Below are 13,235 nucleotides of genomic sequence, written 5' to 3'. Positions count from 1 at the left end.
GATGAATTTCGATCCGCGTTTTTCCAATCGCAATTTCGCTTCGGTCGGCACGCGTCCCATCCGTCCCGACGGCGTCGACAAGGTGACCGGCCGCGCCCGCTACGGCGCCGACTTCAACATGGCCGGCCAGCTGGTCGGGCGTGTGCTGCGCAGCCCGCACGCGCACGCCAAAATCAGGAAGATCGACACTTCGAAGGCGGAAAAGCTCGCCGGCGTGAAGGCGGTGATCACCGCGGCCGATTTGCCCGACCTCACCGATGGCGATGCCGCCATGTACGACATCCTCGACAATTGCATGGCGCGCACCAAGGCGCTCTATGACGGCCATGCGGTGGCCGCGGTCGCCGCGATCGACGCCCGCACCGCCAGGCAGGCGCTGAAGCTGATCGAGGTCGACTACGAGGTGCTGCCGCATGTCACCGATGTCGACGAGGCGATGCAGCACCACGCGCCCCTGATCAACGACGCCATCTTCACCGAGGGGCTGGAGGAAAAGCCGGTCAAGCCGTCCAACGTCACCAAGCGCAGCCAGTTCGGCCATGGCGACGTCCATCAGGGTTTTGGGCAGGCCGACTTCATCGTCGAGCGCTCCTTCAAGACCGAGCAGACGCACCAGGGCTATATCGAGCCGCATGCCTGCGTGGCCAATGTCAGCTCCGACGGCACGGCGGACCTGTGGGTGTGCACTCAAGGGCATTTCGTCTATCGCCAGCATTGCGCCCAGCTGCTGGGCATGGAAGCCTCGAAGCTGCGCGTCACCTCCTCGGAGATTGGCGGCGGCTTCGGCGGCAAGACCCATGTCTGGGCCGAGCCGGTGGCACTCGCTCTGTCGCGCAAGGCCGGCCGGCCGGTGAAGCTGGTGATGACCCGCGACGAGGTGTTCCGCGCCTCGGGCCCGACCAGCGCCACCTCGATCGACGTCAAGATCGGCGCCCGCAAGGACGGCACGATCACCGCCGCGGAAGCGACGCTGCGCTACACCAGCGGCCCCTATGCCGGCACCTGGGCCGAGATCGGCGCCATGACGGCGTTTGCCTGCTACCGGCTGGAGAACGTCAAGACCGTCGGCTACGAAGTGCTGGTCAATCGGCCGAAGACGGCGGCCTACCGCGCGCCGTCGGCGCCGATGGCGGCCTTCGCGGTGGAAAGCGCCGTCGACGAGCTCGCCAAGGAGATCGGCATGGACCCGGTCGACTTCCGCATCAGGAACGCCGCGCAAGAAGGCACGCGGTCGTCCTACGGCCCGGTCTACGGCCCGATCGGCATCGGCCCGACGCTGGAGGCGGTGAAGAACCATGCGCATATGAAGGCGCCGCTCGGCCCGAACCAGGGCCGCGGCATGGCCTGCGGCTTCTGGTTCAATTTCGGCGGCCAGACCTGCACCGACCTCAACATCGGCATGGACGGCTCGGTCTCGCTTGCCGTCGGCACGGTTGACGTGGGCGGCTCGCGCGCGTCGCTGTCGCTGGTGGCGGCGGAGGAGCTCGGCATCGATTATGCCCAGGTCAAGGCCGTCGTCGCCGACACGTCCAGTCTCGGCTACAACGACATGACCGACGGCAGCCGCGGCACCTTCTCCTCCTCCATGGCGACCATCTCGGCCGCCCGCAACGCCATCAAGGTGCTGCGCGAGCGCGCCGCGCAGATGTGGGACATTTCCGTCGACGACGTGGTCTGGGAGCAGGGCCATGCGGTGGCCAAGGGCGAGAAGCACGGCAATCTCGGCAAACTGTCGCTGAAGGAGATCGCGGCGCAATCCGGCAAGACCGGCGGGCCGATCGCCGGCCATAGCGAGCTCGTCGCCGACGGCGCCGGCGTCTCCTTCGCCACCCATATATGCGACATCGAGGTCGACCCCGACACCGGCTCGACCAGGGTGATCCGCTATACGGTGGTGCAGGATGCCGGCAAGGCGGTGCACCCGACCTATGTCGAGGGCCAGTACCAGGGCGGTGCCGCGCAAGGCATCGGCTGGGCGCTCAACGAGGAGTATATTTACGGCAAGGACGGGCGGCTGCAGAACGCCGGCTTCCTCGACTACCGCATCCCGGTCTGCTCCGACCTGCCGATGATCGACACGCAGATCCTGGAAATCCCCAACCCCAACCACCCCTATGGCGTGCGCGGCGTCGGCGAAACCTCGATCGTACCGCCGCTGGCAGCAATCGCCAACGCCGTGTCGAACGCGGCCGGCGTGCGCATGACCCACATCCCGATGTCGCCTCCGCGCATCCTGGCGGCGATCGAGGCGGAACGGGAAGGCTGATGGTCCAAGTGACGCTCTGGGGGGCGCTTGCCGCGACCGCCGGAGGCCAGAGCAAGGTCGAGGTCGAGGCCAAGGACATAAGGGAACTGTTCAGGAAACTGGCTGAACAGTATCCCGGCCTCGAGCCGTTGATCGATAGGGGGATCGCGGTGGCGATCGACGGGGTGATTTATAGGGATACGTGGTCGAAGAAGCTGCCAGAGGGAGCGGAGATTTTTTTGCTGCCGAGATTGGCGGGGGGGTGAGGGGGACGGGCATCGCTTGGCCGATAGTGCGAACGTCTTTTTAGGGGCCGGGACCAGACTGTCAGGTCTTGGTAAGACTCGGCGATGAGCGGTCAGTTCGGCATGCACCCGGACGACCAGCTCGTCCGCCTTTTCGGCTCTCGAAGGAATCGCCGACATCACTCATATTCGGACGTCCCCACCCATGTTCTAAATCGGCTTTGGCCATACTTGTGCGCATGCTAAGCGTTGAAGCGCTAACGCCTCTGTTTATTGGATTTCGAAATAGCTTGCGGGAAATCATCGCTAGAATCCTTAACTTGCTTTGCCGCTCGAACGACGCGGTCGATGTACAATCAAAGTTTATCGATCTTGCGCCAACCGAGAAGGCAGACGAGGCAGGAGTATATTCCGATGCGCTCCTGTACGCGACGAGCAATCCCAGAGTTTCGAACATCGCTTTGACCGGGCCTTATGGCTCGGGAAAAAGCAGCATCATCAGGGCCTTCCTAAAAAAATACCGGCATCCAATTCTGCAGATATCGCTCGCCGCGTTCCTTCCTGAGGCAACCGCCTCCGGTGGCGCTGTGAGCAAACAGGAGATCGAGAGAAGCATCCTTCAACAGATGCTCTATGGCGCGGATGCGAACCAGCTGCCGCTCTCGCGATTTAAGCGAATTAGGTCGCCCAGTAGATGGTCGATCTTGCTTTCTCTGTACGTGATCCTTGGCGTCGTGGCCTGTTGGCATCTTTTCCAAAAACGCGATGACGTCATCAGTGGCAGCTTCTTCCTGCCTCTTTCGATAAGTAACTGGCCCACTTTTCTGTGGTTTGCCGTGGGAGCATCGTTCCTCTGGCTGACGGTCTACCAATTCTACAAGGTCAGCTTCGGCCTGTCTCTCAAGAGTATTTCTCTAAAAGATATTGAGATCACGCCTGTGGCGGCCAGCCAAGAATCGATTCTTAACCGGCATTTGGACGAGATTATATACTTCTTTCAGTCAACGAAGTATGATCTCGTCATTATCGAAGATCTCGACAGGTTCAACAACTCCGAGATATTCGTTACTCTCCGCGAGATAAATAGCCTCGTAAATGCGAATGCTGGCGTGAAGCGGACAATACGCTTCCTTTACGCATTGCGCGATGACATGTTCGCCAACACGGACAGAACGAAGTTCTTTGAGTTCATTATCCCCGTCATACCAGTCATCAACAGCTCGAACTCGATCGATAAAGTCCTGGAGCAGGGGAAGCGGCTTTCGCTGGACAGTCGACTTGATCGCCAGTTTCTGCGTGAAGTTTCGCGATATCTGAACGACCTGAGGCTCATACAAAACATTTTCAATGAGTATGCCATCTATGTCGCTAATCTGGAGACTGATGGCGACAATGTGCTGGACGCAAACAAACTCCTAGCGGTTCTGATATATAAGAATGTATTCCCGAGTGACTTTGAGAGCCTTCATCGTGGCAAGGGCAATCTCGCGCAGATCCTTGGCAAGCATGATGAGTTTATCGCTCGCGGTGAGGCAGAATATAAGGCCGCTATTGAGCGCATCGAGCATGAGGCCGACGTTGCCGAACGGCAAATTCCAGCCGATCTGCTCGATCTCCGCCGAATTTATGCGATGGCGTTGTTTGAGAAACTACCTGCTCAGGCGTCCCACATCGGTCAGAATGGACAGATCCAGATTGAGATTAGCACACTCGTGAGAAGTGAAAATTTCGACCAGATCATCAGTAGCCAGACTATTACCTATCGTAATCTCAACGGGTATCACCAGACCATCAACATCTCGAGCTTGCAGTCCGAGGTCGATAGTCTGAGGACGTTTGCGCAGCGCAAGGAAGAGGTTGAGCAGCGGACTGCTGAGTCTAGGAGCTCTACCTCTAGAAGGCTGCGAGCGCTGCGGGAGAAGATCGCCGCTCTGCGCTCCGCTAAATTCAATGAGGTTATTCGACTGAATGTAAAAGAAATGAGCGATCTTTTTGGCGCGTTCGGCGAAAATGGCGAGCTGCCTCGCTTTTTAGTAATGGAAGGCTATATCGACGACACCTACTACCAGTATACATCGCTGTTCCATTCGGGTCGACTGTCGCCCAACGACAACAAATTTCTCATTCAGATACGCGGCTTCATAAACCCGGACCCCAACTTCCTGATCGATAATGCGAAGGAAGTCGTGGCGGCGATGCGTGGCGAGGATTTCCGTCAGCACTACGTCCTCAACGTCAAGATCGTCGATTGCCTGCTGGGTGACGACGCCGCGTATGCGGACCAAGGGGCGAAGATGTTTGAGTATTTGGCTTCTGATTTCGAGAATTGCGGCGCCTTCTTCACTAGTTACTACGCAGCGGGAAAAGAAGTGCCCAAGTTGGTTGCAGGACTGCGAGCGGGGTGGCCAGGCTTCATTCCGGCTGTTCTTGCCAATCCCGGGCATCTCCCCCATGTTGGTCAGATCATCGCGCATTTGCCTGAGCCGGCCCTCAAAGCGCTGCCGGCCGCATATCCCGAGATTTCGCCATTCGTCTCCGAAAAGCTGGCTCAGATTCTCGCGCTCGGGACCAACATCGACCCGTCTCGTCTAAAGCCCCTTGGGATCGAGCTGGAAGACCTCAGAAGTATAGAAGGTTTTCCTGGAATTGCTCGCTTCCTTTTTGAAGAGGGTTCCTACACGCTCTCCGTTGAGAACCTAGAGTTCATCTTCCAAACCGTTCTAGGAGTTGACGATCTCGAGCCCTTGCGCACCCGGAATTACACGACGGTCACCGGAATCGGTAATGCGGTTCTGAGTTTAAGGATCGAGCGCGGCTTCGTTGACTATCTCAAGAACGTACTCCTGCGGCTTGAGGACAATTCGCGCGAGAGCGTGGCCACCATTCTGTCCATTATCGGTCGAGAGGATGTCGATTTTGACGATCTGAGTGCGTTCCTCGAAAGGCAGTCGGCTGCCATCTCTTCCCTCGGCGATGTGCCAGTCCGTTTTCACTCACTCGTTTTCCAGTTGAGCAGAATTGAGCCTTCCTGGGAGAATTGCCTCGCCTTCATGGGCAGCGAGGCCTTCGATGCGGCAACTTTAACCGGTTTTCTGGAGACGAAGGCAGCGCTGGCGGCACTTCCGCAGCAGGCTATTCCCTCCGACGATAAGGCAGCCGCCCTGCGCCAGTTCCTGATCAACGACGACGCCCTGCAAGACGCAACGTATCGAATCTATGTCCAAAGGCTACCGAGGACCTTCATTAAATTTCCGAGTAATCTTGGCCCTGGTAAATTGCGGGTACTGATCGAGAAAGCGAGGGTCAATTTTACGAAAGAGAATGTGGACGCGCTTAGAGAGCAAATTGACCTCCAAGTCCTATTCGTGGTCGAAAACATTGATGCATATTTACAAAACGAGGCGATGTTCGCCCTCGAAGACGATTTCCGTGAGTTGCTCCTAGGCGAGAATATCGGTGACGCCCGTAAACTGGCGATCATCCGGTCAATGGATCTCACCTTGCTCGGTGGCCTGCAATCTCGGGCGGGCAAAGTGGGCGCGATCTTGGAGAGGACTGGGGCGGACGTGAGCGCCCTGGGTGTCGAAGCCGCGCGCGCGGTCATCCTGAACTCGGCACCGATCCCGGTCCAGATTTCATTGTTCAACAAGTGCCAGAAAGTCTTGGGCGACGGTGATGTACGCGAGATCCTCGCCGCTCTCCCGGAACCATTCTCCGAGATCAAGACCGGCTATCATAGCCCGAGGATCGACAAAACAGACATCAACGTCGAATTTGTGAAGTGGCTCGATGAGCGCAACATCATTTCGTCCTGGGGCGAAACGTTCTTTGGTGATGCGATCCGTATCAACCTCTACCGCCGTGACACCAGCTCCTAAGTTATGTGGACAAAGATTGACGAGGTGATGCGCTTCTGCGCGCGTCCAACGCAGCCCGCGAACGAACGGCAGCTCTTAGGATGAAGTAGGAGTGCAGCGAACGGCCGAGATGAAGCGAAGAGGACTCACGCCTCGGCGATCATTGCTATCGAGACTTTCATATCCGGAATGCGGACCGGCATCTTCGCTCCCTGTCGAGCGGGTGGGTTGCTGGGAAACCACTTAAGCCACTCCTCATTGGCACCCGCGAAGTCTTCCTCGTCGGCCACAATCAGCGTTGCACTGACCGCCTTTTCCAAACTGCTACCCGCAGCCTCCAGGATAGCGGAGATGTTGCGAAGGCATTGCGCGACCTGGGCCTGAACCGGGCCCTTCACGAGTTGCCGGGTTGACGGATCAACGGGCGCAGTTCCGGACACGAAAACCAATCCTGCGGCCTTGACGGCTTGGCTGTAGGAAGGTGGTGCCGTTGGTGCGGCCCGCGTGGCGATGATCGTGCGCGACATAGGCCTATTCGGCGATCTGAGCTGTGCTGAGTAAGCTCGGCCAAACATAGCCAGAGTCAAGCATTTTCTCCACATGCGTATCAGTAGGCGCTTCGATGGTCGTACTGCTGTAGCTGTGGAGTCTCGAATACGTTTGCGGCACAAACGCGCCTGAAATTTCCGACGTAAGTAGACCGCTGCCATACATCGATCGGACGTCCGCTTGTGGAGCGAGGCCGCGATCAACTGAACGACCGACAAGCTGCGCATCTTGTCCATCAATCCTCAAACGACGAGGGGCAATGGCTGGCGGTGGGTCCACCCAAATTCGCAGGCCATTGCGTGCCGCCGCTCGGTGCGCTTCTATCCTGCCGGGTCATAACGGGGGGTAATCATTTGTCTGCCAGGAACCAAACGTCCACCGGCCACGAAGCGAGCGAGGCCGGTTGGCTCGACCTTCATTTCGAATCGTCGCGGCCTGAATATGAGGCGGCCTTGCTCGATGCAGGCATCCGCCCGGGCTGGCGCGTGCTCGATGCCGGTTGTGGCAGCGGCGGCTTCCTGCCGCTCATCGCCAGCGCCGTCGGCCCCTCCGGCTTCATCGCCGCGCTCGACCTCGCGCCCGAAAACATCGCCCGGGTCGAGGCGCTCGCGGGCACGCTGTCCGAGCCGCCGGAGATTGCCACGCATGTCGGCAGCATCCTGTCGCTGCCGTTCGCCGACGCATCGTTCGATTGCGTCTGGTCCGGCAATGTCATGCAGTATCTGACGCCGGCCGAGTTCGCGCTTGCCGTCGGCGAGGCCAGGCGCGTGCTGAAGCCGGGCGGCATCTTCGCGGTCAAGGACTTCGATTCGACCATCCTGCAGATCCTGCCGATGGACCGGGCGCTGCTGGCGCGCTTCATGGCGGCCAGGCTGCAGGGATTTCGCGACCGGGGCGTGCTCGGCACCGATTGCGGTTCGACCCTTCCGGCGCGCCTGCGCCAGGCGGGCCTGGAGGTCGTCAGCCGCAAGGGCTGGCTGGTCGAGCGCTGGGCGCCGGCGCCTCGCTTCACGCGCGACTATGTTCGCGACCTGCTGGCCTATTTTGCAAGCGTCGCGCCGGGCTATGCCCTGCCTGATGCCGACCAGGCCTATTGGCAGGATCTGAAGCAGCGGCCGGATCGCCTGCTCGACGATCCGGACTTCTGCTACCGCGAGTTCTTCGTCATGGCGGTTTGCCGGACATAGCGCTCCGCCGCGACGGCCGAAGCTGCGGCGCTGCGCGAGGCCCCAGGCAAACCCGGTTCCGAGAACGAGACTGAGCCAAGCCGCATTCGCCAGCCCTCCGCTCAAATGGCCGGCTTTCGAGCGAATTTCTTCGCGAACCGTTAATTCGGCCGTGCTGTTAATAAGCATCTGCTAATGAACTGGTTCGCGCGGGGGTACGCAATGACCAAGAATCTCGGCAATGCACGCTATATGCCGCCAAAGGAGCAGCAAGGCTCGGTCCTCGGCAAGATCGCGCCGGCCTTGTTCCCGCTGGCCGTGGTCGCGCTGGGCTATATGATCGGCTGGCAGTTCTTCGGCCTCTAGGCTCCGCCATCAGGCGCCGGTTTCGGCCGCGGCCTCGGGCCTTACTTCGGCGCGGATGCGGTCGCTTGCCACGAGCACGACCGGGCAGGGGACGGCGGCCAGCACCGCCATGGCGGTGTCGCCGAAGAACAGTTCCTCGCCCGGCCGCTGCGTGACGCCCATCACCACCATCGCCGCCCCCTTGGCCACTTCCCTGGCGATCGCCTTGTCGGGCGTGGCGCGGGCGCGGATGGCGGTGTCGACGGCGACGCCGTAGCGGTCGGCGAGGTCGACGACGTCCTTGAGCACCGCCTCCTCGCGGCGGTGCGAAACGGTGCCTTGCCAGGCGCCTTTGCGCGCCTGCGAGACATAGAGCACCTTGACCCGCGCCCGGTGCGGCCGTGCCAGCGCCAGGGCGAAATCGGCGGCGCGGCGCGACACTTCCGTGCCGTTGACGGGAACGAGGATGGTGGTTCCGGCGCGCAGCACCGGCATCTTGCCCCCGGCGCCGGCACCGTTCAGCACCAGGCAGAGCGGACCGTCGAAGCCGCTGGTCATGTCGTTCAGCGCTTCGGTGAATGATCCCTTCTCGGTCAACATGGCCTCGAGCCCGACCAGCAGCAGGCCATAGCCCTTGCGCGCCTCCTCGGCGATCGTCCGTGCGGTCGCTTCGCGTTCGCTGCGGGCGGTGAGATGCACCTTCTCGACCGGCGTGTCCTCGGCCTTGCTCACCGCCTTGGCGCTTCTGGCGGCACCCTTCTTGACCTCTTTCAGCGCGCGCTCCGGGCCCTTGTCGCGGGCCGGGCCGGCAAGCTTGCCGTCCTTGAGGTGGAGAAGCGTGGTCGGCATGCCGCTGCCGCCGCCGACCAGGCCGGCGAGATAGGCGGTGAACTTGCCGACCGGGCTGTCGTCGACCAGCAGCAGCAGCCGCTCCAGCTTGGAGACGAAGCCGCGCTCGTCGAGCAGCTCGCGGTCGACGCGCTGCTTCTCGGCGTCTTCGACGGGCAGCCGGCCGAGCGCCCAGCGCAGCATGGGCGGCATGGCGAGGGTGGTGATGACAGCCATGGTGACGATCATGGTGAACAGATTGTGGGAGAGGATGTTCATCGACAGGCCGATCGAGGCGACGATGACCTCGGTCGAGCCGCGCGCGTTCATGGCGCTGCCGACGGCGGTCGCCTCCTTCAGCGTCATGCCGGCGAAGCGGCCGCCGATGAAGGCGCCGCCGAACTTGCCGATGCTGGCGATGAGCACCAGCGCCAGCGTCAGCAGCGCCAGCGTCGGGTCGGCAAGCACGGTGAGGTCGGCCGAAAGCCCGGCCATGCCAAAGAAGATCGGCATGAAGAGCGCGGTGATGACGCCGCGCAACTGGCTCTCGATGTGGCTGGACAGGATCGGCGATTCGCCGACCAGTATGCCGGCGACGAAGGCGCCGAGCACGGTATGGACGCCGATCAGATTGGTGATCAGCGCCATCACGCCCATGATGATCAGGATGACCGATATGACGGCGTATTCGCTGCGGAAGGAATCGTTGCTCCAGCGGATCAGCGTGAACACCAGCCGGCGCCCGATGGTGAAGGAGAACACCATGAACAGCGCCACTTCGGCCACCGTTACCACCAGCGGCACGATTTGGAGGCTGCCATTGGTGGCGATGCCGAAGGTGACGGCGATGATCAGCCAGCCGATCGTGTCCTCGATGATGGCCGAGGAGATGATGACCTGGCCGAGATTGCGGCGCATGAAGTTCATCTCGCGCACCACCATGGCGACGATCTTGACCGAGGAGATCGACAGGGCCGTGCCCAGGAAAAGCCCGGCGACGACGCGCTCGCTGGGGTCGGGCAGCAGCGTGTCTGGCAGGAACTGCGCCAGCGCGAAACCGCAGGCAAAGGGCACGACGACGCCGGTGACCGAGATCGAAAAACACGCCGCGCCCACCCGGCGCACCAGGCGCAGGTCCGTCTCCATGCCGGTGAGCAGCAGGAGCAGCAGGACGCCGAGCTGGGAGACCGCCTCGATCATGCTCTTCTGCGCGGGGTCGGTCGAGAAGATCAGCTGCTGCGCGCCGGGCCAGAGCCAGCCGAACAGCGAAGGCCCGAGCAGGATGCCGCCGATCAGCTGGCCCATGATCGCCGGCTGGCCGTAGCGCTGGAAGATTTCGCCCAGGCCACGGCCGACCAGAAGCAGAAGCACGATCTCGGCGACGAAAACGCCCTCCGCCGAGCCGCCCATGCCCGCTGCGTGGCTGCTTGCCTGGGCGGCCCAGGCCGGGCCTGCTGAGGCAAGGACGGCGGAAGGGATGAGAATGGCAGGAAGAAATCTCGTTTGCGGCCAGTGCCTAATCATCCAACCCCTCAACGCGGATCAAGTCCGCTGCGCATAAACGTGCAATGCCGCGCAAGGTTGCGGCGGGTCGGGCCAATCTGTTCCGGCCGATCTGTTGGGGTAAGTGCCGACATAAAAGACAGCCCTCTTCTCCCCGTATAGTGACGGGGAGAAAGGCCCATACCGGCTGGGCGCCGCCCGCGGATTGCTTCGCCAATTGTCGGCGTAGCGGCCGCGATCGGCGATCTAGCCCGACTTCTTGGCGCCGCCCGGCAAAGCACCTTCAGGCGGCGGCTCCGGGCCGAAGACGCTGCGGCCGCCGAGCAGATGCGACTGGTCGAACTCGCCGGCGACGATCTCCTTCAGGCTCGGGCCGGTGACGTAGCGCTCCAGTCGCCGCGCCTGGCCGTCGAGCCGCTGCAAGGCGGCTAGCTCCTCCTCGCGGCCGAGCTTGGCCTTGGCGACTGCCGACTTCATGACGGCGATGGTTTCGTCATAGACCTTCAGCGGCACCGGAAAGGGATGCCGGTCCTTGCCGCCATGCGCCAGCGAGAAGCGCGCCGGGTCGGAAAAGCGGCACGGGGCGCCATGCACCACCTCCGCCACCATCGCCAGCGCCCGCACGGTGCGGGCGCCGACGCCCGGAACCAGCAGCAATTCGGGAAAGTCCGTCGGGCCGCTCTCGATGGCGGCGGAGATGTTGCCGTGCAGCCGGCGCATGACGATGTCGCTTTCGCGCACGTCATGGTGCGCCGGCATGACCAGATTGGGCAGCATTGGTTGTGCACTGTCGCGCTTTGCCGAAGCCGTCGCGGGCTCGATGGCGGCGAATTCGCGCACGATCCGGTCGGGACCAAGCTGGCGCAGAAGATCGAGCTGGCCGCTGCGCGAGGCCTCGGCGCGATGGTCGGTGAGGTTGACGATCTCGCCCTGCCGCTCGCCCTCGATGGCCGCGTGCGGCTGGTCGACGAAACTCTTCAACCCTTCCGACAACCAGTGGTAACGGCGCGCCTGCCTTCTGTCGCCGTTCATGCCTTGCTGGACGACCACCCAGCGGCTGTCGTCGGTGACGATGAAGCCGTGCAGATAGAGGTCGAAACCGTCCTGCACGGCGGCGCTGTCGACCTTGGCGACCAGGCGGCTGGCCGTGGCAAGGGCCGCGCCGTCGAAGCCCACGCGTTCGCCGATCATCTCCAGCTCATGCGGCGTCTTGCGCGAATGAGCGCCGCGTCCGCCGCAGACATGGATGCCGAGCTCGCCCGACAGCGGCGTCAGCCCGCGCTTCAGCGCGCCGATGACGCTGGTGGTGATTCCGGACGAATGCCAGTCCATGCCCATCACCGCACCGAAGGACTGGAACCAGAAGGGATGCGCCAGCCGGCGCAGCAGCTCGTCGCGGCCATAATGGTGGACGATCGCCTGGCACAGCACCGCGCCGAGCCGCGTCATGCGGTCGCCCAGCCATTTCGGGACCCGTCCGCCATGCAGCGGCAGGTCGGCGCTGCCGCTTCGCTGCGTCACTTGTTTCGATGCTCCGTGGCCGGCCGCCCGAGGACCGGATCTGTCCCTCTAGATGGCATCCATGCGGCTATTTTCCAAGCCGGCACGCAGGCGCTCATTCGCGGTTTGATTCAGGATGGCGCCTCACCCGGTTGTTCGCAAAGCGTTTTTGTCCATCGCGGACTAGACATGCACGTCTCCGAAGGAGAGTTCGCCGTTGTCGTCGGGCGTCAGTAAGGCGACGGCCAGCAGGCCGGCAAAGAGGATGGCGACCAGCGTGACGATGACCAGGCCGGGCACGGGACCCAGGGCGGCGGCGCTGACGGCCTCGCGCAATGTGCCGACGAAACCCACCGGCGCGGCCCGATCGAGCAGGCTCGGCGTCGATAGTTTGAGGATCCAGGCGAGCAGCAGGATCAGCATCATATGGATGTAGTTGCGGCGCAAACGGCGCGCCAGCGCCACCCGCTGCGAGACCAGGAATTTCGGCGTGCGCAGGCTTTCGCCGACGATCAGCAGCCAGTCCGAGGCGAAGTCCGGCTGCGGCGAGAAGATCTGCGCGAAATAGTGGCGCTCGAACTGGCGCACGCGGGCGCGGTAGACGTCGAAGAAGCGGTAGCGCCGTGCCTCGATCCACAGCAACAGCAGCACCAGCAGCATGGCGAACAGCAGCACGCCGTGATGGGCACTGGCCGTCGACAGCGACACCGACAGCATCGCGGCCACGACGGTGATCGCCCAATTGCTGGTCCTGTCGATACGGTCGCGCCATCCCGCCATGCGCGCAATCTCGGCGCGATGGAAATGCGACATCACGGTGACCATTTCGCTGGGCGAAAGCGTCCTGCCGATGGGCGTTGCCGGCGCATCGTTCATAGTTCCCTCCCAACCCAATGAAACGCGTGGAAGGCGATCTCGTTCCGCCGACGGCGGATGGCGCCGACCCAGGCGGACTTGCGGCCACTTCTGTCGCGACGGCGGTGCGCCGAGGCTTTTC

9 protein-coding genes are annotated in these 13,235 nt (G+C 62.2%); 5 read left to right on the top strand and 4 right to left on the bottom strand.

Annotated features, from left to right (window positions below; translation table 11 throughout):
* Window position 1: 1 nt before the first annotated feature.
* The 3 genes from FJ949_RS22365 to FJ949_RS22355 all read left to right on the top strand — a co-directional run bounded on the left by FJ949_RS22365 (window position 2) and on the right by FJ949_RS22355 (window position 6,368).
* Complete coding sequence (locus tag FJ949_RS22365; RefSeq protein WP_140499228.1) at window positions 2-2,266, top strand: xanthine dehydrogenase family protein molybdopterin-binding subunit; 2,265 nt, start codon at window positions 2-4, stop codon at window positions 2,264-2,266.
* A complete protein-coding gene (locus tag FJ949_RS22360) occupies window positions 2,266-2,511 on the top strand; it encodes a MoaD/ThiS family protein (protein WP_140499226.1) in 246 nt (81 codons plus the stop codon). Before FJ949_RS22365 ends, FJ949_RS22360 begins: the two co-directional genes overlap by 1 nt.
* Window positions 2,512-2,780: 269 nt before the next feature.
* Window positions 2,781-6,368 carry an ATP-binding protein gene (locus FJ949_RS22355; protein ID WP_224646803.1) on the top strand — a complete coding sequence of 1,196 codons (3,588 nt, stop codon included), beginning with the start codon at window positions 2,781-2,783 and terminating at the stop codon, window positions 6,366-6,368.
* A 125-nt stretch (window positions 6,369-6,493) separates the two neighbouring features.
* On the opposite strand, the gene FJ949_RS22350 is transcribed toward FJ949_RS22355, so the two are convergent.
* Window positions 6,494-6,874 carry a Rid family hydrolase gene (locus FJ949_RS22350; protein ID WP_140499224.1) on the bottom strand — a complete coding sequence of 127 codons (381 nt, stop codon included), beginning with the start codon at window positions 6,872-6,874 and terminating at the stop codon, window positions 6,494-6,496.
* Window positions 6,875-7,249: 375 nt separating this feature from the next.
* Between FJ949_RS22350 and FJ949_RS22345 the strand changes: the two genes are divergently transcribed.
* Window positions 7,250-8,083, top strand: a complete 834-nt coding sequence (locus FJ949_RS22345; protein WP_224646792.1) for a methyltransferase domain-containing protein — start codon at window positions 7,250-7,252, stop codon at window positions 8,081-8,083.
* Between the two features lie 201 nt (window positions 8,084-8,284).
* Window positions 8,285-8,428 carry a hypothetical protein gene (locus FJ949_RS30415; RefSeq protein ID WP_181172137.1) on the top strand — a complete coding sequence of 48 codons (144 nt, stop codon included), beginning with the start codon at window positions 8,285-8,287 and terminating at the stop codon, window positions 8,426-8,428.
* A gap of 9 nt (window positions 8,429-8,437) precedes the next feature.
* Here the strand turns inward: FJ949_RS30415 and FJ949_RS22340 are convergent, their stop codons facing one another.
* The 3 genes from FJ949_RS22340 to FJ949_RS22330 form a co-directional block, all read right to left on the bottom strand.
* Window positions 8,438-10,645 (bottom strand): cation:proton antiporter, encoded by a 2,208-nt coding sequence (locus FJ949_RS22340; RefSeq protein ID WP_224646790.1) that lies wholly within the window; start codon window positions 10,643-10,645, stop codon window positions 8,438-8,440.
* 339 nt (window positions 10,646-10,984) lie between these two features.
* On the bottom strand, window positions 10,985-12,259 hold the full coding sequence (locus FJ949_RS22335; protein ID WP_140499221.1) for a DUF763 domain-containing protein: 1,275 nt from the start codon (window positions 12,257-12,259) through the stop codon (window positions 10,985-10,987).
* Window positions 12,260-12,421: 162 nt separating this feature from the next.
* Window positions 12,422-13,114: a DUF2270 domain-containing protein gene (locus tag FJ949_RS22330; RefSeq protein ID WP_140499219.1), complete on the bottom strand. Its 693-nt coding sequence runs from the start codon at window positions 13,112-13,114 to the stop codon at window positions 12,422-12,424.
* Window positions 13,115-13,235 lie beyond the last annotated feature (121 nt).

Source organism: Mesorhizobium sp. B2-4-1 (assembly GCF_006442185.1).
GTDB lineage: Bacteria > Pseudomonadota > Alphaproteobacteria > Rhizobiales > Rhizobiaceae > Mesorhizobium.
This window is presented reverse-complemented; position numbering and strand designations above follow the sequence as displayed.